Origin of the sequence: Prescottella equi (genome assembly GCF_020171745.1) — a bacterium.
Lineage (GTDB): Bacteria > Actinomycetota > Actinomycetes > Mycobacteriales > Mycobacteriaceae > Prescottella > Prescottella equi_A.
The window spans coordinates 205,691-232,526 of record NZ_JAIVAH010000007.1; the positions used below are offsets into that span (position 1 = coordinate 205,691).

The window sequence follows — 26,836 nt, forward strand, 5'->3', positions numbered from 1 at the left end:
CTACCCGACCAGTTCGGCAAACTTGGCGAGCGACGCCTCGAGATCGGCGGCCGCGTTCTTGGCGACGGCCTTGCCGATCGGGCCGACGATCATCGTGCCCTTGAAGCTCGCGTCGATGACGGCTTTCGAGCCCGAGCCGTCGGGCTCGACCCGGAGCGTGAATTCGACCGTGACACCGGCCATGCCGGTGCCGGCGATCTTCACCAGCCTCGGCACCTCGACCTCGGTGACGGTCCACTCGATCTTGTTGGCCATGCCCATCACGGAAACCACCTCGGTGAAGGTGGCGCCGATTCGGACCTCGGTGGGCAGCTCGCTCTTCCAGCCCTGGTGGATCGTCAGCCACTCCTCCCAGCGGGAGAGGTCGGACAGGGCGTCCCACGCCTTGTCGGGCGCGGCGGGCAGGGCGGCGGAGACGGAAACGGAAGCCATGACTACTCCTGGAGGATTGTGGGACGGAAGGATTCAGCGTTCTGCGGGTCGGTACGCGGTGACGACGACGGCGCCGCCGAGCCCGATGTTGTGCTGGAGCGCCACCGTGGCATCGGTGACCTGCCGCCTGTCGGCGGTCCCCCGCAGCTGCCACGTGAGTTCACTGCACTGCGCAAGGCCGGTCGCGCCGAGCGGGTGTCCCTTCGAGATGAGGCCTCCCGACGGGTTGACCACCCAGCGACCGCCGTACGTGGTGTCGTCGGCGTCGACGAGCTTGCCGCCCTCACCCTCGGCGCACAGCCCGAGCGCCTCGTACGTGAGCAGCTCGTTGGTGGAGAAGCAGTCGTGCAGTTCGATGACGTCGATGTCGGCCGGACCGATCCCGGCCTGCTCGTAGACGAGACGGGCGGCCGTGCGGGTCATGTCGGCGCCGACCAGGCTGATCGCGCTCCGGTCCTCGAACGTGCTCGGCAGGTCGGTGACCATCGCCTGGCCCACGATCTCGACCGCCTGGCCCGCGAGCCCGTGGCGGTCGACGAAGTCCTCGCTCGCGACGACCACGGCACCGGAACCGTCCGACGTCGGCGAGCACTGCAGCTTGGTGAGCGGGCCGTAGATCGGCTTCGAGGCGAGCACGTCCTCGAGCGTGTACTCGTCCTGGAACTGCGCGTACGGGTTGTTGATCGAGTGCCGGTGGTTCTTGACGCCGATCCTCGCGAACTGTTCAGCGGTGGTGCCGTAGCGCTCCATGTGCTCCTTGCCGGCGGCGCCGAACATGTACGGCGCGGGCGGCATCGCGAACTCCTGCAGTTCCGCGAGCGCGAGCAGGTGCCGCATCATGGGCTGCTCGCGGTCGTCGTACGTCGTGCCGAGGGAACCGGTCTGCATCTTCTCGAACCCGAGCGCGAGCGCGCAGTCGACCTGACCGCTGCGAACCGCCTGCGTCGCGAGATAGAGCGCGGTGGATCCGGTGGAACAGTTGTTGTTGACGTTGACGATCGGAATGCCGGTCAGCCCCAGCTCGTAGACCGCGCGCTGCCCGGACGTGGACTCCCCGTACACGTAGCCGACGTACGCCTGCTGCACCTCGCGGTAGTCGATGCCCGCGTCCTCGAGCGCCTTCGTCCCCGCCTCCCGCGCCATGTCGGGGTAGTCCCACTCGCGCGCCCCCGGCTTCTCGAACTTCGTCATCCCCACCCCGACGACGAAAACCCTGTTGCTCATGCCGACTCCCGATCCGGATCAAGTTGTGTGTGACACGCTGTCCGACCAAAAGTAAGTGAGACACACTGTCCAGTCAATGCCCGCCCGAGTACTCTTCGCCGAATGACGGACGGGCGCGCGACGCGGTGGGACGACCACAAGATGCAGCGGCGCGACCGGATCCTCGAAGCCGCGCTCGAGGCGGTCGAGGACGGCGGTACCGACATCGGCGTCCAGCAGATCGCCGAGCGCGCGCAGGTACCCCGATCCGTCGTCTACCGGATCTTCGCCGACCGCGGCGACCTCGACGAGCAGATCCGGCTGCGAATCATCGACGCGATGATGGCGGACCTGGGCCCGGTGCTGACGCCGCACGGCACGGTGCGGGAAGCCATCGTGCTCGCGGTCGACACCTACCTGCGGTGGATCGTCGAGCATCCCCGCCTGCACGCGTTCCTCGGCAAGGGCGCGCCGAGCCGGAAGACCGTGGGCTCGCGCGCCGTCACCGGAACCAAGACCGCGATCGGTATCCAGCTGGGGGCACTCCTCGCCGGCATCCTCGATCGCCGCGGCGTGACGTCGAACCTCGCGGAGCCGATGGCGTTCGCCCTCGTCGGACTGGTGGACGCCACCGTCAACCGGTGGCTGAGCCAGCCGGAGAGTCCCGTGCCGAGCGAGGACCTCGCCCGGTTCCTCGAGATCTCCATCTGGAGCGTGCTCGACGCGAATCTCCGAGCGCTGGGCGTCGACATCGAGCCGTCGACGCCGGTCGCCGAACTCCAGGTGTGATGTCCGGGGAGGTCAGCCGCGCCGCTCCAGGTACGCGGCGAGCACCGGCCCGATCACCGCGAGCGACGCCGGTTCGACCATGTCGTTGTGACCGCAGTCGACGGGGCACTCCTCGATCTCTCCGGTGACCAGCGGACGCCATTCCTGCGGCGACCGCCGCGCCTCGTCGTCGACGCCGACCGCCGGGAACACCAGCAGATCGCCGTCGTACCGCTGCGGCACGTAGCGGTGCACGAGCAGCCGCGAGTTGGCGTAGCCGTCGTTGATCCGCTCGAGATGACCCGCGGTGATCGCGCCGGACGTCCCGAAGTGCGCGTCGAGCATGCGGGCCGCGTCGTCGTACGTGAGCGGGGCGGCGTCGTCCGTCTCGAACCCCAACCCGCGGAGCAGATCCGTGAGGTCGAGGCGCCCCAGCAGCGGATCGGAGCCGTCGTCGGGGTAGCTGTCCATCACCGCGAGCGAGCCGACGGGACGACCGCGCCGCTGCAACTCGACGGCCATAGCGTGGGCCAGGACCCCGCCGAGCGACCAGCCGAGCAGGTCGTACGGGCCGTCCGGCGCGATCGCCTCGATCTCGTCGACGTACCGGGCGGCGAGGGCCTCGACCGACGCGTACTGCTGACCACCGGCGATGACCGGCAGCTGCAGCCCGAACACGGGCCGTTCCGACGGCAGGAAGCCCACGAGACCCGCATAGCCCCAGGACAATCCGATTCCCGGATGGACGCAGAACAGCGGCCGGGCCGCACCCTCGCCGCGCAGCGTTATCACCGGCGCCAGCGCGGCACCGGCGTCGTCGGACGCCGACGTCTCGATACGGTGGGCCAGCCCCGCGGGCGTCGGATTCAGGAACAGCGCCTGCAGCGGCACCGGCTCGTCCATCCGTCCGCCCAGCTCCGCGACGAGCCTCGTCGCGAGCAGCGATGTCCCGCCCAGGTCGAAGAAGCTGTCGTCCATGCCGACCCGGTCGACGCCGAGCACCGCGGCGAACGCCTCGACGACCGCGGCCGCGACCGGACCGTCCGGCTCTCGGTACACCGTTGCCGCCGCGAGGAACTCGGGCGCGGGCAGCGCGTCACGGTCGAGTTTGCCGGTCGGCGTGAGGGGGATGTCGCCCAGCACCGTCACCGCGGACGGCACCATGTGCGCCGGCAGGTGCCGGGCCGCGGCGCGGCGCAGTTCGTCGGGGTCGACGTGTGCGTCCAGGGTGGGGCACACGTACGAGCACAGCAGCGTGTTGCCGGCGGGCCCGGGCCTGGCGAGCGTGACGGCGAAGCCGACACCGGGCTGCGCGGACAGCACGGTGTCGATCTCCCCCGGCTCGATCCGGAACCCGCGGACCTTGACCTGGAAGTCGCTGCGCCCCACGTACTCGAGGGTGTCGTCGGCGCGCCACCGCACGAGATCACCGGTGCGGTAGAGCCGTCGGCCGGGCGGCCCGAAGGGATCCGCGACGAAACGCGTCGCCGTCAGGCCGGGCCGCCGGTGATAGCCGCGGGCGAGTGCCGGTCCGGCGACGTACAACTCGCCGATCACCCCGCGCGGCACCGGGTGCAGACGGGAGTCGAGGACGAGTTCGGCGGTGCCCCGGATCGGGCCGCCCAGCGTGACCGGGCGATGCGGACGCATCGGCGCACTGATGTTCGCCATGATCGTGGTCTCGGTGGGCCCGTACGCGTTGAGCATGGTCCGGCCCGGCGCCCACCGGGTCACCAGTTCGGGTGGGCACGGCTCACCCGCGACGACGAGGGTCCGCAGCGAATCGAGCCCCTCCGGATCGAGCGAGGCCAGTGCGGTCGGTGTCACGAAGGCGTGTGTCACACGTTCGGCGGCGAGGACCGCAGCCAACTCGGCACCGCCGTACACGTCGGGCGGTACGACGATCATGGTGGCACCCGCACTGAGCGCCATCACCGTCTCGAACACCGACGCGTCGAAGCTGGGCGAGGCGAAGTGCAGCGTCCGCGCATCCGGCGTGACACCGAGCCGGTCACGTTCCTCCGCAGCGAGATTCGCCAGTCCGCGGTGGGTGACGACGACGCCCTTGGGCATTCCGGTGGAGCCGGACGTGTAGATCAGGTAGGCGGGATGATCGGCCCGCAGCGGACCGGTGCGGTCGCCATCGGAGATCGGCCGGTCCGGCAAGGCTGCCACCTCGGACTCCGTCGCGGGGTCGTCGAGCACGAGCCACGGTGTCGAGTCCGGCAGTCGGTCGCGCCGGGATCGCGTCGTGAGCCCGACCACCGCGCCGCTGTCGCCCAGCATCCGGGCGATCCGCTCTGCCGGGTAGTCGGGGTCGACGGGGACGAATGCCGCCCCGGTCCGCGCGACGGCCCACACCGCGAGCACCGAGTGCACCGATCGCGACAGTCCCAGCGCCACGGCGGTCTCGGGTCCGGCCCCACGTCCGATCAGATACCGCGCCAACCGATTCGACCGCTCGTCGAGTTCCCGGTAGGTCATTCTGGTACCGGCGCAGCTGACGGCGACCGCGTCACCGTCCCGCGCGGACGCCGCGAGGAGGTCCGCGAGCAGCACCGGCGGCGCATCGGCGACGCCCAGGGCCGGCGCGACACCGTCGAGTTCGCCCGCGCGCAGCAACTCGAGATCACCGACGGCGCGGTCCGGGCGCGCGGCGGCGGACTCGAGCATCCGGACGAAGCGCTCCGCGAACCCACGCACCGTCCCAGGATCGAACAGATCGGTCGCGTATTCGATCCCACCGACGACCCCCGCGGGCGCACCCGCGTCGTCGAACCGCTCGGAGAGGACGAACTCGAGATCCTCCTTGACCGCCCCGAGTCCGGGATCGAGCGACTCGAGCGCCAGGTTCGGCAGCTCCATCCGGCCCGCGCCGTCCGACTGAAACTCGAGCGCCACCTGGAACACCGGCGAATACGCCGTCGAGCGAGCCGGATCGAGTTCCTCCACGACGCGTTCGAACGGCACGTCGGCATGCGCGAAGGCACCCAGGTCCACGTCCCGGACACCGTCCAACAGCTCCGAGAACGGCTGCCGTGCATCGATCCTCGTCCGCAGGGCGAGTGTTCCGACGAACATCCCGACCAGGTCGTCGAGCGCCCGTTCGCCGCGGCCCGCGATCGGCGTGCCGATGACGATGTCATCGGTGTCGCCGAGCCGGCTCAACAACACCGCGAGCGCCGCGTGAATCGTCATGAACAGGCTCGATCCGCGCCGGCGCGCGATCTCGAGCAGCCGGCGGTGCAGGTCCGGACCGATCGTGAACTCGGTGCTGCCACCGTGGAAGGACTGCTGGATCGGGCGGGGCCGATCGGTGGGCAGGCTCAGCAGATCGGGGGCACCGGCAAGCGTCCGGGTCCAGTAGTCGAGCTGCCTGGACAGCACCGATCGTGGATCGTCGGCAGCACCGAGCAGCTCACGCTGCCACAAGGTGTAGTCCGCGTACTGCACCGGCAGCGCGTCCCAGTCCGGTGGGTGACCCTCCACCCGGGCCGCATACGCGCGCATGACGTCCCGGGACAGGGCGCCGATCGAGAACCCGTCGATCACGATGTGGTGCGCCGCCAGGACGAGGGTGTGGTCGGTCGCCGATCGGCGGAAGAGCGCGCCGCGCACCGGGATCTGCTCGGTCACGTCGAATCCGGTGGCGGCGATCGCGCGGACGGCGCCGTCGAGGTCCGACTCGTCCACCACCGGGGTCGGCGTGAGATCGAGTGCCACATCGCCACCCGGGTGCACCTGCTGCACCGGACCGTTCGATCCCAACGGGAAGGCGGTGCGCAAGGCCTCGTGCCGCCCCAGCACGTCGGCGACGGCGTCCTGCAGGGCCGGTACGTTCAGCGTCCCGGTCAGCCGCACCGCCATCGGGACGTTGTAGGCCGCGGAGGTCGGGTCGAACTGATTGATGAACCACATCCGCTGCTGCGCCGCCGACAGCGGAATCTCGTCGGGCCGTTCGACGGGTTCGAGCGGGGGACGCCCCGACGGCCCGGTGTCGTCGTGCTCGATCCGCTCGGCGAGGGCCACCGCGGTCGGCGCCTCGAACAGTGCCCGCACCCCGAGGTCGACGCCGAGCGACTCGTCCAGCCGCGCCACGGCACGGGTAGCGGTCAGCGAATTGCCGCCGAGGTCGAAGAAGCTGTCCGTGGTGCCGATCCGATCGACACCGAGCACGTCGGCGAACGCCTCGACGACGGCCGCCTCCACCGGATCGGTCGGAGGCCGGAACACCCGTGTCGCGGGGTCCAAGTCGGGGTCGGGCAGCGCTCGGCGATCGAGCTTGCCGACGGGGGTGAGCGGAACGTCGTCGAGCGCCACGAACGCCGTCGGCACCATGTGTTCGGGTACCCTCGCGGCGAGGCGCGCGCGGAGTCCGTCGACGTCGATCCGTCGGCCGTCCACCGCGACGACGTACGACACGAGCACGGTGTCCCCGGACGGACCGCGACGGCCGAGCGTCGCCGAGAATCGGACGTCCGGGTGCCCGGTGAGGATCGAGTCGATCTCGCCGAGTTCGATACGGAAGCCGCGGACCTTGACCTGGAAGTCGCTGCGCCCGCGATACTCCAACCGGCCGTCCCCGGTCCACACGCCGAGATCGCCGGTGCGGTACATCCGCCGGCCGGGCGCACCGAACGGCGCGGCCACGAACCGGTCCGCGGTCAGGCCGGGACGGCGGTGGTAGCCCCGGGCCGCGCCGGGACCGAGGATGTAGACGTCGCCCACGACACCTGCCGGGACCGGCTGCAGGCGGGCGTCGAGGACCACCTCGAACACTCCCGGAATCGGGCCGCCCATCGTCAGGCTCCGCGCTTGGGCTCCGGTGTATTCCTCGATGTTGACGACGATCGTCGTCTCGGTGGGGCCGTACACGTTGAGCACGCGGCACACCGGGAGCCAGTCCGCCACCAGTTCGGGCTGCCACGACTCCCCCCCCACGAGGACGCATTCGAGGTCGTCGAGCCCGACCGGATCGACCGACGCCAACGCGGCCGGCGTGATGAAGGCGTGCGTGACGCGTTGCTTACGCAGCACCGCGGTCAGTTCGGTGCCGCCGTAGACGGTGCGCGGCACGATCACCATCGTCGCCCCCGCCGCGAAGCACAGCAGGTACTCGAGCACCGACACGTCGAAGCTGGGCGAGGAGAAGTGCAGCGTGCGCGAATCCGCGGTGGTCCCCGTTCGATCCCGCTGCGCCTCGGCGTAGTTCGACAGACCGCGATGCGAGATCGTCACGGCCTTCGGCCGCCCCGTCGACCCGGACGTGTAGATCAGGTACGCCGGGTTCTCGATCCGCACCGGAGCGGTCCGGTCCGCGTTGGTGACGGGCGCAGGCGAACGACGCGAGCACGCGGCGGCGAAGGCCGGATCGTCGAGCACGAGCCAGCGCACGCGGTCGGGAAGCCGTCCACGGTGCGCCGCCGTGGTCAGCCCCACCTCGGCACCGGAGTCGGTCAGCATGTCCGCGACACGCTCGGCCGGGTAGTCCGGGTCGACCGGCACGAAGGCCGCACCGGATCGGGCCACGCCCCACATTGCCGTCACCGAATCGAGAGAGCGCGGGATGCCGAGCGCAACATGCGATTCCGGGCCGATCCCCAGCTCGATCAACATTCTGGCGAGCCGGTTGGAGCGGGCATCGAGTTCCCCGTAGGTGACCTCCGCTCCCCCACTGACGAGCGCGACGGCATCCGGATCCCGTGCGGCGGCGGCATCGAGGATCTCGGGAAGCGCGCGCACGTCGGCGGCCGGGCCTCCCGATACGGGCATCAGTTCGCGCCGCTCGGACGACGTGAGCAGATCGAGCTGCGCCACCGGACGCTCCGGGTCGTCGACGATCGCGCGAACGACCCGCAGCAGCCTGGTCGCGACGTCCTGGACGTCGCTCTCCTGCAGGAGATCCGGACGGAACTTCATCGTCACGCGGAGCCGATCCGGCACGGACGCGACGACACTCAGCGGGTAGTGCGCGGAATCGCGGGCCTCGATGCCCGTGAGCCGCGCGCCGCGCAGCGTGGTGTCCGCGGGCACCTCGGCGCGCACCGGGTACGACTCGAACACGGCGAGGGTGTCGAACGAGGCCCCCGGTCCGGCGGCCCGCTGGATGTCGAGCAGGTCTACGTCGTGGTGGTCGAGCAGCGCCGCTTGCTCGGACTGGATGCGGGTGAGCAGGTCGGCGAGGGTCTCGCGCGGATCGAGGCGCACCCGCGTCGGGAGCGTGTTGATGAACAGTCCGACCATCGACTCGATGCCGGCGATGTGGGGCGGGCGCCCCGAGACCGTGGTGCCGAACACGACGTCGTCCCGCCGGGTGCGCAGCCCCAGGACGATCGCCCACGCCACCTGCACGACCGTGCCGAGGGTGATGTCGTGCGCGGCCGCGAGTTCGCGCAACCGCTCGGAGGTCTGCGCATCGAGTTCGAACTCGAGGTCTCTGGACTCGACGTACCGCTCGGGTGCGGCGGCGCGGTCGGGAACGAACAGCGTCGGATCGTCGACGCCCGCGAAGGCCTGCCGCCACGCCTCGAGGTCCGACGCGCGGCGATGCCCACCGAGCCACTCGAGGTAGGCGCGGTAGGACCGCACCGGCGGCAGCACCGACCGGTCGCCGCCCGTCACGTAGAGCGTGACGAGTTCCTCCAGCAGGAGCGGGGTCGACCAGCCGTCGAGCAGGATGTGGTGGTTGGTGAGGATCAGGCGATGCCGGTCACCGGGTAGGTGCACCAACATGATTCGAAGCAGCGGCGCCTGCGCGACGTCGAACGGTGTGGTGCGATCCTCCGCGAGCAGCACCGCCGCGCGCGCCGACGCCGCCTGCCTGCCGAGGCCGGTCAGATCCACATCGGTCCACGGCGCCTCGACGTCGTCCGAGATCACCTGCACCGCTTCACCCTGCGCATCGCGGGCGAAGGCGGCGCGCACGTTCGCGTGCCGGGCGAGCAACGCAGTCACGGCGGCCCGCAGCAGCGATCCGTCCACGGGTCCGTCGAACGTGAGGATCAGTTGCACCAGGTACGCGTCCGCCTCGGCGACGGACATTTCCGCATGGAACAGCAGGCCACGCTGCATCGGCGACAGCGACCAGACGTCGGACAGTGCGGGATACCGCCGTTCGAGTCGCTCGATCGTCGCCTGGTCCAGCCGCACCAGGTCGAAGTCCGACGGCGTCCTGCCACCCGCTCCCGGCGCGCGCACCTCCTCGACGAGCCTCGTCGCCGACTCCAGCCACGCCCGCGCGAGCTGCTCCACCTCGCCGGCGGCGAGCACCCCACGCGGGAAGTCCCAGGTGCAGACAAGACGAGGGCCGTCCGGTCCGGCGACGGTCGCGGCATTGACGTCCAACGCGTAGGCCACCGGCAGGTCCGGCGCCACCACACCGCGGAGCCCCGAGTCCTGCACCGGGAGCCACGGACCGCCACCGGGATCCGCGTCGAAGCGGCCGAGATAGTTGAAGCTGACCTGCGGGGCCGGTCGCGACGCCAATTCCGTTGCAGTGTCGTCGTTCAGGTAGCGGAGCATGCCGAATCCGATGCCGTGGTCGGGGATCGCACGCAGCCGTTCCTTGACGTACTTGACCACCGCTCCGAGGTCCGGTGTCGCCCCGGACAGCTCGAAGTGGACCGGGTAGATCGTCGTGAACCAGCCGACGGTCCGGGACAGGTCGGCGCCCGGAACCGCGTGCTCTTCACGGCCGTGCCCCTCGAGTGCGACCGTGACCCCATCGGTGTGGATGCCGCGCTCGGCGCGCCAGTTCCGTAGCGCCAGCGCCAGGACCGTCAGCAGGGCGTCGTCGACGGTGCCGTGGAAGGCCTCCGGGACCGCGGTGAGCAGACCCTGCGCGATCTGCGCCGGGAGTTCCACTTCCACCCGGTCGACGGTGGATCCGACGTCCACCGCCGGGTCGACGGCGCGGGCGCCGAGCGGGGCCTCGTCGGCCGCGGTCATCGCCCGCCACAGGTCCAGTTCGGCCGAACGCTGTGGTGCGGCCGACGCGAGCCCGGCGGCCCACGTCCGCATCGATGTCCCGACGTCCGGGAGGTCGGGCTCTCCGCCGGCGGCGATCCGGGTGCAGGCGACGGCCAGATCCGGGATCAGGATCCGCCACGACACCCCGTCGATCACGAGGTGGTGCGCCAGCACGAGCAGCCGGGAGCCGTCCGGACCGCGGAAACGGGCCACGCGGATCATGTTGCCCACGAACGGGTCCAGCCTGTCTGCAGCCTCGTCCGCGACGGACCGCAGGACGTGGGTGAATCCCGGGCCACGCACGGTGTCCACGGGCACCGTCTCCACGACGTCGGCGGCGACCGGGCCGTCGGGTCCGTCCGGGGGTGACACCTCGACGCGCCACCCGGTGCGGGACCGCTCGTCCGTGCGCAGTCGGGCGCGCAGGCCGTCGTGCCGGCGGAGCACCGCGTCGACGCCACCGACGAGTGCGCTGTCGTCGAGGTCGGCGGGCACCTCCAGCAGCACCGACTGCGCGTAGCGGCGGAAGTCGCCGCCGCGCTCGGCCAGCCAGTGCACGATCGGTGTGGCCACCACGTCGCCGACGCCGCCACCCGGCAGCTCCGGGAGCCGCACCGGCTCCGGCGACTCGTCGAACACCGCGATCTCGGCGAGCCGCGCGACGGTCCGGCGCTCGAACACGTCACGCGGAGTCAGCCGTATCCCGGCGGTCCGGGCCCGGGCCACCAACTGGATCGACATGATCGAGTCACCGCCGAGACCGAAGAACGAGTCGTCGACGCCCACCGAGTCGATGCCGAGCACCTCGGCGAAGACGTCGGCCAGGACCTGCTCGACGCCGCCGGCCGGTGTCCGCCCGGCCCCGCTGACCGGTTGCGGGTCCGGCAGCGCGGCGCGGTCGATCTTGCCGTTCACCGTCAGCGGGAACTCGTCGAGCACCGCCACCACCGACGGCACCAGGTAGGACGGCAGGCGCAGGCGGACGGCGTCCAGCACCGCATCCACGTCGATCTCCCGGCCGGGCCCGGGCACCACGTAGCCGACGAGTCGCTCGCCGCCGCCGGGGCCTTCCCGGGCGAGGACGAGGGCCGCCTCGACGTCGGGTACCGCGAGCAGCGCAGCCTCCACCTCGCCGGGTTCCACCCGGAAGCCGCGGACCTGGACCTGGAAGTCGCTGCGGCCCAGATACTCCAGCATCCCGGCCGCGTCGATGCGGACCCGGTCGCCGGTTCGATACATCCGCGCGGAGGCGTCGAACGGGTCGGCGACGAAGCGCGTCGCGGTCAGACCCGGCCGGCCCCGGTAGCCGCGCGCCACCTGCGGCCCGGACACGTACAGCTCGCCCACGACGCCCGGCAGCACCGGATGCAGGCGGTCGTCGAGTACCCGGATCCCCATGCCCGGCAGGCCGATTCCCACGACCGATCCCACCGTGCGGGGCGCGCGTGCCGCCTCGGCGTCGACCCGTCGCCACGTCACGTGGACGCACGTCTCGGTGATGCCGAACATGTTCATCAGCGACGGCGCGGCGTCGCCGTGCCGGTCGATCCATCCGGACAGCCGTGCCACGTCCAGCGCCTCGCCGCCGAACACCACCCAGCGCAGCGCGAGGGGACGCGGATCAGGGCTCTCCGCGTCCGCCCGGTCCAACTGTGCGAACGCGGACGGCGTCTGGCTGAGCATCGTCACCGACTCTCGCCGCAGCACGGCCAGCAGATCGTGGGGCGAGCGCGCGGTGTCGTGGTCGATCACCACCGTCCGGCCACCGAACGCGAGTGCGCCCCACAGTTCCCAGACCGCGAAGTCGAAGGCGAAGGAGTGGAACATCGTCCACACGTCGTCCCGGCCGAAACCGAGCGTTTCGCGCGCCGCGGTGAGCAGCGTGACGACGTTGCGGTGCGTCACCGTCACGCCCTTGGGCCGGCCCGTCGACCCCGACGTGTAGATCAGATAGGCGGGCGCATCGGCATGCAGGGGCGCGACCCGGTCGGCGTCGGTGACCTCCGCTGCGAGGCCGCCGTCGAACCACACGTCGCCGGTCGGGTCGACGCACACCACCGGGACCTCGGACGGGAACTCGACGTCGGTGCGGTCACGGCGGAACGACCCGTCGATCAGCACGCACGCGGCCCCGGCGTCGCCGATGACGTACCCGATCCGCTCGGCCGGGTAGCCCGGATCCACCGGCAGGTACGCCGCGCCGGACCGCACGATGCCCACCGTGGTCGCCACCAGGTCGACGCCGCGATCCATGACGACGGCCACCACCGACTCCGGTCCGATGCCGCGTTCGATCAGCCACCGCGCCACACGGTTCGAACGCTCGTCGAGGTCGCGGTACGTCAGACGGGTGGACCCGGACACCACCGCGACCGCGCCCGGGTCGACGGCGGCGGCCGCGGCGAACAGGTCCGCGAGGGTCCGGTCGGAGACCTGGCCGGGCAACGCCACCGGTCCCGGCGCCGACCCTGTATCGAGGTCCAGGTCGCCGACCGGCGTGGCCGGAGCACTCACCACGCCATCGAGCACCGCGCCGATCGCCGTCGCGAGCGCGACGACCGTGGAATGGTCGAAGATGTCCGTCGCGTAGAGGATCTCGCCGGACAGGCCCGCGGGCGCACCGGCATCGTCGAAGCGCTCACCGACCCCGAACTGCAGATCGAACTTCACCTCGCCGGCGGCGACGTCGAGCGCGTCGACCGTGAGCCCCGGGAGGTGCACTCGTGGGCGCTCGACGTTCCGGAACTCGAGCAGCACCTGGAACAACGGGGCACTGGAGGTGTCCCGCCCGGCTCCGCTGCGGGCGACGATCCGTTCGAACGGCACGTCTGCGTGCGCGAACGCGTCGAGGTCCGTGTCCCGAACCGCCTGCACGGCAGCGGTGAACGGTCCGCTCGGGTCGATGTCGGCACGCAGCACGAGCGTGTTGACGAACATGCCGATCACGTCGTCGAGGTCGGCCTCACCGCGTCCCGCGACCGGCGTGCCGATCACGGTGTCGCGTCCCGCCCCGATGCGGGAGAGCAGCACGGCGAGCGCGGCGTGCACCACCATGAACACGGTCGCGTCGAGCCGCGCGGCGATCTCGGTCAGCGCGCGATGGGTGGTGGCGTCGACGGCGAACCCGACCCGATTGCCCGCCGTGGAGCGCCGCGGCCCGCGGGGCCGGTCGAGCGGCAGCGTCGACACCGGCGGCGCCCCGGACAGCCGGGCGAGCCACCAGTCCTCCCCGGTCGACAGCCGGGAGTCGGGGTCGTCCGGCGTGCCGAGGGTCTCGCGTTGCCACAGCGCGTAGTCGGCGTACTGCACGGGCAGCGGTTCCCGGTCCGGCGCCTCGCCTCCGATCCGTGCCGTGTACGCCGTGGCGACGTCGCGGGCCAGCGGGCCGATCGAGAAGCCGTCCGCGACGATGTGGTGCACCACCAGCACCAGCACGTGGGCGTCGGTCCGCTCGCGCAGCAGGACCACCCGCACCGGCACCTCCCGCGCCACATCGAATCCCGCACCGCAGACGGCGTCGATGCGCGCGGCGAGGCCGTCCGGCGTCACCGGTTCGGGCGCCAGATTTCCCACCACGGCGGCGGCCGATGCGGTCACCTGCATAGGGCCGGACGGTGAGGACGGGAAGAGAGTGCGCAGCGACTCCTGCCGCTGCACGACGTCGACGAGCGCGGCGCGCAGCGCGACTGCGTCCAACTCTCCCGAAAGCCGGAGCACCAGTGGCACGTTGTACGCCGCAGAGGCCGGATCGAACTGGTTGACGAACCACATCCGCTCCTGCGCCCACGACAGCGGCACCCGGTCCGGCCGGGTCACCGCCCGCAGCGACCGGGCCTCCGGTACCCGTTCCTGGCCCGTCGCGCGCGCCGCCCGGTCGGCCAGACGGCCCGCGGTGCCGCACTCGAACACGTCGCGGACGTCGATCTCCGAGCCGAGGCCGCGGTTGATCCGTGCGACGGCACGGGTCGCACCGAGCGAGTTGCCGCCGAGCGCGAAGAAGTTGTCGTCCAACCCCACCCGCTCGACGCCGGTGATCTCCGCGAACACCGTCACGACGTGTTCCTCGGCGGGGGTGGCCGGGGCCCGGTAGCCGGCCGCGCCAGACGTGAACTCCGGTTCGGGCAGCGCGTCCCGGTCGAGCTTGCCCACGGGGGTCAGCGGAATCTCGTCGAGGACGACGATCACGTTCGGCAGCATGTGGTTCGGCAGTCGCACGGCGGCGAACTCGGTGAGGTCCGTCGTGTCCACCGGGGTGCCCGCGTCGGGGACGACGTAGGAGGCGAGCAGCGGATCCCCGGCGGTGCGCCTCCTGGCCACCGTGACCGCGTGCGCGACGGCCGGGTGCGCGACGAGGACGGCGTCGATCTCGCCGAGTTCCACCCGGAACCCACGCACCTTGACCTGGAAGTCGCTGCGCCCCAGATAGTCCAAACCACCGTCGGACCGGACCCGGACGACGTCACCGGTGCGGTACATGCGAGTGCCCGGAACGCCGTCGGGGCTCGCCACGAAACGCGTGGCCGTCAACGACGGCCGCCGGTGGTAGCCGCGGGCCGTGCCCGCACCCGACAGGTACAGCTCGCCCGGAACCCCGACCGGCACGGGCCGGAGGAAGGCGTCGAGCACCAGTGCCGCGGTACCGCGGACCGGCCGTCCGATCGCGATGTCGGCCCCGGGGACCAGCGGCGTGCCGATCGTCGAGAGCACGGTCGACTCCGTCGGTCCGTAGCCGTCGAGCATCGTGCGCCCGGGAGCCCAGTCGGCCACCAGTTCGGGGCCGACGGCGTCACCCGCGACGACGAGAACCTCCAGCGCGGGCAGGCGCGACGCCTCGACCGTGGCCAGGGCCGCAGGGGTTATGCACGCGTGCGTGATCCGCTCGCGCGCCAAGAGATCCGCGAGCGCGGTGCCGCCGTACACGTCGGGTGGCGCGATGACGAGCGTCGCCCCGGACGAGAACGCCTGCAGCATCTCGAGAACCGAGACGTCGAAGCTCGGGGAGCAGATGTGCAGGCACCGCGCGCTCGCCGGGATCGGGTACCGCTCCGCCTGTTCGGCAAGCAGACTCGCGAGCCCGCGGTGGGTCACGCTCACGCCCTTCGGCGTTCCCGTAGATCCCGACGTGTAGATCAGGTAGGCGATGTCGTCGGTGTGGGCCGCGGGGGCCTGCCGGACTGTCTCGTCGACGCCGTCTCCCGGATCGTCCAGCGTCAGCCAGCGGACCGAATCCGGCAGCGTCGCCCGATGGTGCGCTGTCGTGACCCCCACGGTGGCACCGGAATCCGCGACCATGTGGTCGAGGCGCGAGCGCGGATACGTCGGATCGACCGGCACGAACGCGGCCCCGGACTTCGCGACCGCCCATACCGCGAGCACCGACATCTCCGAACGTGGTGCGGCGCATGCAACCACGGCCCCCGGTCGCGCGCCCGCACCGATCAGCGCCGACGCCCACCGGTCGGACAGCGCGTCGAGTTCGCGGTACGTCAGTCGGCGGCCGACCGCGTCGACCGCGACGCCGTCCGGATTGGCCGCCATGCCGACGGCGAGGAAGTCGCGCAGCAGGCGCGGCGCGACCGCCGGGCCGCCGCGGAGCGGCACGCTCGCGTCCCGCTCCCGAGTGGTGAGCACGTCGATCCCGGCGACCGTGCGCTCCGGATGCCGGGTGAGGACACCGAGCACCGCGGACAGTCGATCGGCGATGGATTCCACTGCGGTGGTGTCGAAGTGGTCGACGCGGTACTTCAGGGTCACCTGCAGCCGGTCGGTGAGTCCGGCAAGCAGGGTGAGCGGGTAGTGCGTCGCGTCGTGCCCCTGCACCCCGGTCACCCGCAGACCCGCGATGTCGGCGCCACGTTCCAGCGCCGAACGGTCGACCGGGTACGACTCGAAGACCGTGAGCGTGTCGAACACCGCGCCCGGGCCCGCCACCCGCTGGATGTCCGCGAGCCCGACGTGCTGGTGCTCGAGCAGTGCGGACTGCTCGCTCTGGACACGGGCCAGCAGGTCCCCGACGGTTTCACGTGGATCGAACGCGACCCGCACCGGGACGGTGTCGATGAACAGGCCGATCATCGTTTCGATTCCGGCCACCTCGGGTGGCCGGCCGGCAACCGTGGCGCCGAACACCACGTCGTCGCGCCCGGTGAGCGCGCCGAGGACGAGGGCCCAGGCAACCTGGAAGACGGTGTTGGGCGTGATGCCCCTCTCGCGGGCGCTGCGCAGCAGTGCCGCGGTGTCGGGCTCGGTCAGGATCACCGTCACCTCGTCCGACCCGCCGCCGTCGGGTGCGCCCGGCTCGGACGGCGCGAGCAGCGTCGCGCCGGAGGACCCGGCGAGGGCCTGCCGCCACGCCGCCACCGATCCGTCCCGATCCCGGCCACCCAGCCACGCCAGGTACCGGCGGTACTCGTCCGACGGCGGTGGCGCGATCGAATCGTCTTGAACTGCATAGCGAGTCAGCAACTCCTGCAGCAGCAGTGGGGTGGACCACCCGTCGAGCAGGATGTGATGGTGGGTCACCACCAGGCGATAGGTATCGGGCCCCGTGCGCGCGAGCAGGAACCGCATCAGAGGCGCGCGATCCATCGGGAACGGGGTGGAACGGTCGCCCGACAGCAGGTCGCGCCACGCGGCATCGAGGTCGCGCCCGTCGCCGTTCCCCATGGACAGGTCCACCTCCCGCCAGGGTGCGGTGACCCCGCGCTCGACCACCTGCACCGTGTCACCGGCACCGACCTCGACGAAGCAGGCGCGCAGATTCGGGTGCCGATCGAGCAGTCCGTCGGCCGCAGCCCGCAGGCGTGCCCGATCGGGTTCGCCCTCCAGGTCGACGACGAGCTGAACCAGATACGCGTCCACCGACCCCGCCGCCAGACGTGCGTGGAAGAGCAACCCGGATTGGAGCGGGGTCAGCGGCCAGACGTCGACCAGCCGGGGATACGCGTGCTCGAGCGTCTCGAGCGAGCCCTGCTCGAGCCGAACCAGGTTCACGTCGGACGGGGTCAGTCCCCCGGCGCCCGGCGTCCCCGCGTAGGCCGCGAGACCGGCGAGTGCCTGCCGCCACAACGCCACGACCTCCTGCACGTCGGCGCGATCCAGCAGCCCCGACGCGTACCGCCACGACGACTCGAGCACCGGCCCGTCGGGGCCGGCAGCGACACCGGCCGCGATCTCGAGGACGGCGGACACCGGCATGTCCGGGTCCTGCGCGCCACCGAGGCCGGCCGTGTCGACGGGCGTCCACGCCCCGGCGTCGTCCCCGGCTCCGGTCAGGCGGCCCAGGTAGTTCAGCACCACCTGCGGCGAACATCGCAGCCGCGCACCGTCGTCGCCGTCGAGTTCGGTGAGCATCCCGTAGCCGATGCCGCGATCGGGCAGTACCCGCAGATGCTCCTTGACGAGTTTGAGCGCGGTCCCGGCGGCCGGGCCGCCGGCGAACGCGTCGTCGATATCGATGGCCGCGACTCGCGGCCGGGTGGGATGCAACACGGTGAACCAGCCGACGGTGCGGCTGAGATCCGCGCCGGGAGCGACGGCTTCCTCCCGGCCGTGGTTCTCGATGCCGACCAGGGCGTCCGGCGCGGCGGCTTCCCGGGTGCGCCACCGCCGCAACGCGAGCGCGAGCGCGGTGAGCACGACGTCGAGTGCGCTGCCGCGGATCAGCTCGGGCAGTGCGGTGAGCGCGGCCGCGGTCTCGGCGGCGGGCAGCGCGTCGCGGACCACCTCGACGGTCGCGTGCACGTCACGCGCCGGGTCCATCGCACGCCGGCTGATCGACGGATCGTCGCCGTCGACGATGCTCTGCCACAAGCGAAGTTCGTTGCTCCGGTCGGTAGCGGCGTCGCGGAGCGCGTGTGCCCACCGCCGCATCGAGGTGCCGACCTCGGGCAGCACCGGGACCTCCCCCTCCCGCGCCTGCGCCCACGCGGTCGCGAGATCCGGGACGATCACCCGCCACGACACCCCGTCGACCACGAGGTGGTGCGCGACGATCAGCAGCCGGCCGGTGCCCGCCGGTCCCGCGAATCGCGCGAACCGGATCATGTGTCCAGCAGCGGGATCGAGACGGTCGGCGGTCGCCGCGGCCACCTCTTCGAGCACGTGCTCGAACCCGTCGTCGAACGACGACACCGGGACCGCGTCGAGCACGTCGTCGGCCGCGACGCTGCCGACCGGTGGCACCGTCAGCGCCCCGGCGGATCCGAGTCGCGCCCGCAGCATGTCGTGGCGGTCCACGACGGCCTGCACGGCCGCGGTGAGATCACCCGCTTCGACGTCGGGCGGCAGCTGCAGCAGCACCGACTGCGAGAACCGGCGGATCCGGCCGTCCGCACGGCGCAGCAGCCACGACACGATGGGTGTTGCCGGCACCTCACCGACGCCGCCACCGGCGAATTCGGCGAGCACGACCGGTTCGTCGGCGCCGCGAGCGACGACGGCGGCCGCCAGACCCGCCACCGTGCCGCGATCGAACACGTCGCGCGGCGTCAGCGCCAGACCGACGGCCTTCGCGCGCGCCACCAGTTGGATCGACATGATGCTGTCGCCGCCGAGCGCGAAGAACGAGTCGTCGACGCCCACCGAATCGAGGCCCAGCACGTCGGCGTACAGACCGGCGAGGGTTTCCTCGACCGGCGTCGACGGCGGCCGGGCCGGGCGCGGTTCGACGCCGAAGTCCGGTTCCGGCAGCGCGGTTCGATCGAGCTTGCCGTGCACGGTCGTCGGCACCTCGCCGATCACCGCGACGTGCGCGGGCACCATGTACGACGGCAGCCGCGACGTCAGCACGTCCCGCAGACCCTCCGGATCGACCACCGCGCCGGGCTCCGGTACGACGTACCCGACGAGGCGGTTCCCGAGCTTCGACACTGCCCGCAGCACGACGGCCGCCTGTACGACGGACGGCTGGTCGACCAGGGCGGCCTCGATCTCGCCCGGCTCGATCCGGTAACCGTGCAGCTTGAGCTGGCGGTCGGCGCGACCGAGGTACACCATCGCCCCCGACGCGGTCCATCGCACGCAGTCGCCGGTGCGGTAGAGGCGCCCTCCCGCAGCACCACTCGGGTCGGCGACGAATCGGGACGAGGTGAGGGCGGGCCTGCGGTGGTAGCCCCGTGCGACGCCCGGGCCGGCGAGGTACAGCTCGCCCGGGGTGCCGACCGGCACCGGGTGCAGACGGGTGTCGAGCACGAGTGCGTGGAAGCCCGGTGCGGGCGGACCGATCGTGACCGGCACCTCCGGGACGAGCCGATCGCTGATGCTGCCGACGACCGTCGTCTCGGTGGGCCCGTACGCGTTGTGCATCGCGCGTCCCGGCGCCCAGCGGGCCACGACGTCCGGCGGGCACTCCTCACCGCCGGCGAGCACGCAGCGGAGATCGTCGAGTCCGTCGGCGTCGGTCGCCGCCAGCACCGTCGGTGTCATGATGCAATGCGAGACGTGTTCGGCGGACAGCAGGTCCCGCAGCACGTCACCGCCGAACACGTCGGCGGGAGCGATCACCATCGTCGCGCCGGACCCCACCGCGAGAAGCAGTTCGAGGATCGACGCGTCGAAACTGGGCGACGCGAGATGCAACGTGCGCGACGATGCCGTGGTCCGGCACCGCCGGTGCAGGTGCTCGGCGAAGTCCGCGATGCCACGGTGGGTGACGGCCACGCCCTTGGGGGTTCCGGTGGATCCGGAGGTGTAGATCAGGTACGCGACGTGGTCGAGGCGCAGCGGGGCCGTGCGGTCGGCGTCGCCGATCGGGGCATCCGATGTCGGCTGCCGGACGTCGCCGTCGAGCACCCACCACGGCGTGGATCCCGGGAAGGACTCGCGCACGTCCCGGATCGTCAGCCCCAGTGCCGCGCCCGAGTCGTCGAGCATCAACGCGATCCGCTCCGGCGGGTGGGCGGGGTCCACGGGCAGGAAGGCGGCACCGGCCTTCACGACCGCCCACAGGCCCACCACATACTCGGGGCACCGCGGCATACCGAGTGCGACGACCGCCCCCGGCCCGATCCCCGCATCGATCAGTCTGCGCGCCAGCCGGTTCGAGCGGCGATCGAGATCACCGTAGGTGAGGTCACGGCCGTCGTAGCGGACCGCGGGACGGTCCGGGCCCCGCGCCGCCGCCGACGCCAGCACCGCGGCCAGTGTCCTCGGGCCGCCGCCCCGCGCGCCGCGGACCGGGACGAGTGCCGCCCGTTCACGTGCGGTGAGCAGATCGATGTCGCCGACAGTCGTGCCGGCCGAATCGGTGGCGGCACGCAGGATCCGGACGAGGCGTTCCGCGATGCCACGGACGGTGTCGGCGTCGAACAGGTCCGTGGCACCGACGAATCCCGCTGTCATTCCGGCTGCGGCGCCGTCGGCGCCGAACTCCTCGGCCACGCTGAGTTGCAGATCGAAGGCCGCGACCTCACCCGCGTTCTCGACAGGTGTCACCCGCAGGTCCGCCAGTTCCAGGTCGGGCGGGGCGATCGTCCGGAACTCGAGCATCACCTGGAACAGCGGCGAGTGTGCCGTGGATCGGGGCGGGTCCACGGCCTCGACGACGCGCTCGAAGGGGATGTCGGCGTGCATGAACGCCCCGATGTCGGTGTCCCTCACCCGTTCCAGGATCTCGGCGAACGACGCGGCGCCGTCGACCCTCGTCCGGAGCACCAGGGTGTTGACGAACATCCCCACGAGGTCGTCGAGCGCGGCTGCCCCGCGGCCCGCGACGGGCGTGCCCACCGCGACGTCGTCGGATCCCGAAAGCCGGGACAGCAGCACCACCAGCGCGGCGTGCATCACCATGAACACGCTCGAATCATGTTCCCGGGCAACCTCGACGATCCGCCGGTGCAGGTCCGCCGGCACCTCGAATCCGACCCGGTGGCCGTCCTGCGCCCGGGTGTCGGGACGCGGACGGTCACACGGCAGTTCGAGAACGTCCGGCAGGTCCGCGAGCGCCGTCGTCCAGTAGTCGAGTTGCCGGGCCGCCGGCGACGTCGGGTCGTCGGCGTCGCCGAGCCAATCGAGTTGCCACAGGGCGTAGTCGGCGTACTGGACATCCAGCGCGGGCCACTGCGGCGCCTCCCCCGCCCGGCGGGCGAGATACGCCACCGACAGGTCCCGTGCGAGCACGGTGAGCGAGAAGCCGTCCGCGAGGATGTGGTGCAGCACCACGGTCAGGACGTGCTCGTCGTCACCACGGCGGGTCAGGCCGACCCGCACGGGAATCTGCTCGGTGACATCGAATCCGCGGCCGGTGAGCTCCTCCGGAGCATCGACGTCCAGCAGTCCCGGAACGAGCTCCGGCGGGAGCACCACCTGGCGCGGACCCGCCTCGTCGAGCGGGTAGACGGTGCGGAGCGCTTCGTGCCGCGCCACCACGTCACCGAGCGCCGCGCGCAGCACGTCACGGTCGAGCGGTCCGGACAGGCGCAGCGAGGCCGAGATGTTGTATGCGGGAGACGCGGTGTCGAACTGGTTGACGAACCAGATCCGCTGCTGGGCCGGGGACAGCGGCAGACGCTCCGGCCGCGGCCCGGCGACGAGTGGTGGCCGCACCGCATCGCCCACCGACCCGACGGCGCGCTCCGCCAGTCCGGCCACGGTGGGCGCGTCGAACACGTCGCGGATCCCCAGCGTGGCCCCGACCGCATCGTTGACGCGGGCGGCGAGCTGCGCGGCCACCAGCGAGTTCCCGCCGAGAACGAAGAAGTCGTCGTCCGCACTCACCCGCTCGCATCCCAGCAGATCGGCGATCACCGCCGCGACCGCTTCCTCCACCGGGGTGGCCGGTGCGCGGCCGGGGGCCGTGGTCTCCTCCGGCGCGGGGAGCGCGGCGCGGTCGAGTTTGCCGTGGGCGGTCACCGGCAGCCGGTCCAGCACCACGATCGCCGACGGCACCATGTATGCCGGAAGGGTCTGCGCCACAAGACGTGTGGACGCACCTGGATCGATCGTCCGCCCACTCTCGGGCACTACGTAACCGACGATCCGGGGCCCGGCGGGACCGTCGGCGGTGACGGCGACGGCCGACGCAACGTGTGGTAGCGCCGCGAGCGCCGACCCGACCTCGCCGAGTTCGACGCGGTAACCGCGGATCTGGACCTGGGTGTCGGCCCGGCCGGCGAACCGGAGGGTGCCGTCGGCACGCCACGCGCCCCTATCGCCGGTGCGGTACATGCGCGTGCCCGCCGCGAACGGGTCGGCCACGAATCGCCCCGACGTCAGCCCGGCGCGGGCGAGATAGCCGCGGGACACCTGCGCTCCGGCGACGTACAGTTCGCCCACCACACCCACCGGAGCCGGATGCAGGCGCCCGTCGAGCACCCGCACCGTGATCCCGGGCAGCGGGCGGCCGATCCCGTCGTGTGCCCCCTCTGCGACGGTATCCGCGGTGAGCGGCCCGTAGGTGACGTGGACGCAGGTCTCCGTGATCCCGTACATGTTCGTCAGCCGCGGAGCGTCGTACCCGTGCCGCGCACCCCAGTCCCGCAGACGGGCAGGGTCGAGCGCCTCGCCGCCGAAGACCACGTGGCGCAGGGCCGAACCCGAATCCTGCTCGGGGAGAGACGCGTCGGCCTCGCTCAGTTGCACGAACGCGCTGGGGGTCTGGCTCAGCACGGTGACCCGCTCGCGCGTAAGCAGGTCCAGGAACTCGCGCGGCGACCGCGCCGTGTCCCGGTCCACGACCACCACCGTCGCACCGTGCAGCAAGGCGCCCCACATCTCCCACACCGCGAAATCGAAGGCGTACGAGTGGAACATCGTCCACACGTCGGTCGCGGTGAACTCGTACAGCGGCCGGGTGCGGTCGAACAGCGTGACGACGCTGCGATGCGACACCGTCACTCCCTTGGGCCGGCCCGTCGACCCGGACGTGTAGATGACGTACGCGGCCACGTCCGGGTGCAGGGGTTGCCGTCGGTCGGTGTCGGTGACGGCGCCCCCGGACAGCCCGGCGACCGCCGACGCGACCTCCGGTTCGTCGAGCGCGATCACCGGCAGGTCGGGTACGAGCGCCGACAACCGCACGCGTCCGGCGGCATCGGTGAGCACGCACGCGGGCTCGCAGTCCCGCAGCACGAACGCGATGCGCTCGTCGGGATAGTCCGGGTCCACCGGCACGTACGCGGCCCCGGCGCCGACGACGGCCGTGAGCACGACGGGTAACGCTTCCGACCTGTCGGTCACGACGGCGACCCGGCTCTCCGGGCCTATCCGCCTGCCGATCAGCCAGCGGGCCAACCGGTTCGATCGCTGCGCGAGTTCACGGTAGCTGAGGCGCCGATCACCGGCGACCACCGCGATCGCGTCCGGGTCGACGGCGGCTGCCCGGTCGAGGTGCTCGGGCAGGGTGCCCGCGACCCCGTCCGGGTCGACCGCCCCGACAGAGAGCGCCCGGTCCGCCGCGGGAGTGATCGTTATGTCCCCGACGACGGCGTCACCGTTCCCGGCGACCGCCGCGAGGATCCCACCGAACCGCTCCGCGAAGGCGCGGACGGTGTCGTCGTCGAACACGTCCCGCGCGAAATGCATTGCTGCCGAAAGCCCGCCAGGCTCGCCGGACGGATCGACGTGTTCACGCACACTCAGCTGCAGTTCGAACTTCGCGACACCGGCATCGGTTTCGGTGACGTCGAGGGCCAGCCCCGGAAGCTCCATCCGCGACAGCTCGGCGTTCTGCACTTCGAGCATCACCCCGACGATCGGCGCACGGGTCGGGGAATGCTCGGTGGCGAACTCCTCGACCAGTCGCTCGAACGGCAGTTCGGTGTTCGCGAGCGCACCGAGGTCGGTCTCGCGCACGCGGGCCAGCAGTTCGACGAACGTGATTCCGGCATCGACATCGGTACGCAGCACCAACGTGTTGACGAACATGCCGACGAGGTCGTCCAGTTCGGGTGCGCCCCGGCCCGCGACGGGAGTGCCGACGGCAACATCAGGTCCGGCGCCCAGACGCGACAGCAGGATCGCGAACGCCGCGTGCAGCACCATGAACAGGGTGCAGTCACGGTCGCGGGCCAGTGCGAGCAACCGGCGGTGGACGTCCGGGGTGATCTCGAACGGGATCCGGCCGCCGTCGGCGGACGGAGTCGTCGGGCGCGGACGGTCGAGTGGCAATTCGATCACGGCGGGCAGTCCGGCGAGCCGGGTGGACCAGTAGCGCAGTTGTCGCGCCGAGATCGAGTCGGGATCGTCCTCGGCGCCGAGCATCTCCTTCTGCCACAACGCATAGTCCGCGTACTGCAGCGGGAGCGGATCCCAGCCGGGTGGCCGGTGCCTCAGCCGGGCGGTGTAGGCGGCCATGACGTCGCGCGTCAGCGGCGCGACCGACTGCCCGTCGGCCGCGATGTGATGGACCACCACCGCCAGCACGTGCTCGGTCGGCCCGATCCGGAACAGATTCGCGCGCAACGGCGGATCCCGGGTCACGTCGAATCCGACGGCCGCGTCGGCCCGCACCGCGTCCCACACGGCGGCCCGGTCCGCGGCCACCGGCAGCAGCTCCGCGGCGACGCTCTCCGCGGGGAGGATCACCTGGCGCGGGCCGTCCTCGTCGGCCGGGAAGACCGTGCGCAGCGCCTCGTGCCGCTCGACCACGTCGGCGACGGCACTGCCGAGAGCCGCCACGTCGAGCTCTCCCTGCAGCGTCACCGCGAAGGCGATGTTGTAGACCGGCGAGCGCGGGTCGAGTTGGTTGACGACCCACATCCGGCGCTGCGGCGCAGACAGCGGCAGCCGGCCGGGCCGGCCGCCGGGGCCGAGCAGCGGCGGGGCGGACGCGGCGGTCCGGTCCACACCGGGCTCCGCGGCGGCCTCGACGTGCCGCGCGAGCTGCGCCACCGTCGGCCACTCGAACAGCTCGCGCACCGTGAGCGCCGTGCCCAGCGCCGCGTTGACTCGGGCCACCACCCGCGTCGCGACCAGCGAGTCGCCCCCGAGGTCGAAGAAGCTGTCGTCGGGGCCGACGGCCCGCCCGGTCCCGAGCACGGCGGTGAACGCCTCGGAGATCTCCTGCGCGGCAAGGACGCTGGGCGCGGGCAACTGTGAATCGTCCGCACCGGAATCCGGAAGTGGCTCCTCCACCGCAGGTTCCGGGGACGGCACCGGCCCGCCGGTGTCCAGCGTGGCGAGGGGAACTCGCGGAGCGGCGAGCGTGAACCGTTCCAGGAACGGGACGAACAGACGGTGGTAGGCGACCTCCAGATCCTCCGGGTACCGCCCGGGATTGGCCCGGAAGTCGACGTAGGTCCGCACCGGCGAACCTGATTGGTAGACGTTGACCAGCAGGTCGTCGACCGGCCCCGACGTGACAATGTGGAATTCGGTGTCGAGGTCGCCCATCACGATCTCGGGATGGAAGAACATGACGTTGACGATGGGGGCGGCCAGCTCGTCGACGGCGTCCCGCTGGATGTCGGTGCGGCTGCAACGCTGATGACGCAGGGTCGCAACCAGTTCGAGCTGGACCCGATCCGTGATCGAGCCGACGGTGTCGTCGTCCCGGATCTCGATCGGCAACGGGACCAGGTTCACCGCCATGCCCCCGGACCGGCGCAGGACCGCGGTGGTGCGCGCGGACACCGGGATGTTCACCAGGACGTCGGACCGCCCGGTCATCCGGTTCAGGAAGCACGCGAACGCCGCGAGAATCCGGGCGGCCGCGGAGGCGTCGGTCTCCGCGCCGTCGGACAGTGCGCGAACAGCGTTGTCGGACAGGGCGGCACCGACGAGCCTGCTCGCCGCTACCGCCGGCGCGCGCGAGTGCGTCAGCCCGGTCGACCGAACCCGGACGAGTCGGTCGGACCAGTACGCCCGGTCGGCTTCGTGGCGGTCAGATGCCCGGTAACGTTCGTCGATCTCGTGGAGCGTGACCAGATCCGCGGCACGGGCGGGTTCGGGTTCCCGGCCCCCGATCGCGGCGGTGTAGAGATCGGCGATGCGGTACAGCATCGTCGCGGCACCGAAGCCGTCGAGAGCGATGTGGTGACTTCGGCTGTACCACAGGTGATGTCGATCCCCCACCCGCAGGATCACGGTCTGCACGAGCCGGTCCACGGACAGGTCGATCGGCGTCGATATCTCCCGGCGCATCCAGGCGTGGGCGGTCCGCAGCGGATCCGCCTCGGCCCGCAGGTCGATCAGCGCGATCGACGTGTCCCGCGCGGGGTCCACGTACTGGACGGGTTCGCCGTCGACCGTGACGATCCGGAGGAACGGCGACTGGAACTCCTGCGCGGCCCGCACGTTGACCTCCCGAAGGAGGTCGATGTCCAGCGGCCCGTGTATCTCGACGTACTGCGCGATGAACAGCGGAACCTCGGGCACCAGCTGCTGCGCGAACCACAGCGCGCGCTGAGCCTCCGACAGCGGGAACCGGCGCGATCGAGGATCGGCAAAGCGGGGTTCGGGAGGTTCGGCAGAGTCCACGTATCGCCCCCAAGGAGGTTCGCTTCGCCACGGTGGCCCGCGCCACCGT

The 26,836-nt window shown here is 71.6% G+C and carries 4 protein-coding genes; 1 reads left to right on the forward strand and 3 read right to left on the reverse strand.

Features of this window, described 5'->3' with window-relative positions:
• Both LCL87_RS06105 and LCL87_RS06110 read right to left on the reverse strand, forming a co-directional pair.
• Positions 1 to 432, reverse strand: coding sequence for a type II toxin-antitoxin system Rv0910 family toxin (locus LCL87_RS06105; RefSeq protein WP_225017706.1), 432 nt, complete (start codon positions 430 to 432; stop codon positions 1 to 3).
• A gap of 33 nt (positions 433 to 465) precedes the next feature.
• A complete protein-coding gene (locus LCL87_RS06110; RefSeq protein ID WP_225017708.1) occupies positions 466 to 1,656 on the reverse strand; it encodes a lipid-transfer protein in 1,191 nt (396 codons plus the stop codon).
• A gap of 102 nt (positions 1,657 to 1,758) precedes the next feature.
• Between LCL87_RS06110 and LCL87_RS06115 the strand changes: the two genes are divergently transcribed.
• The gene (locus tag LCL87_RS06115; protein WP_225017709.1) at positions 1,759 to 2,424 is read left to right on the forward strand and encodes a TetR/AcrR family transcriptional regulator; all 666 of its coding nucleotides are present in this window, start codon (positions 1,759 to 1,761) and stop codon (positions 2,422 to 2,424) included.
• Positions 2,425 to 2,436: 12 nt separating this feature from the next.
• On the opposite strand, the gene LCL87_RS06120 is transcribed toward LCL87_RS06115, so the two are convergent.
• Positions 2,437 to 26,787: a non-ribosomal peptide synthase/polyketide synthase gene (locus LCL87_RS06120; RefSeq protein ID WP_225017711.1), complete on the reverse strand. Its 24,351-nt coding sequence runs from the start codon at positions 26,785 to 26,787 to the stop codon at positions 2,437 to 2,439.
• Between the last annotated feature and the right edge of the window lie 49 nt (positions 26,788 to 26,836).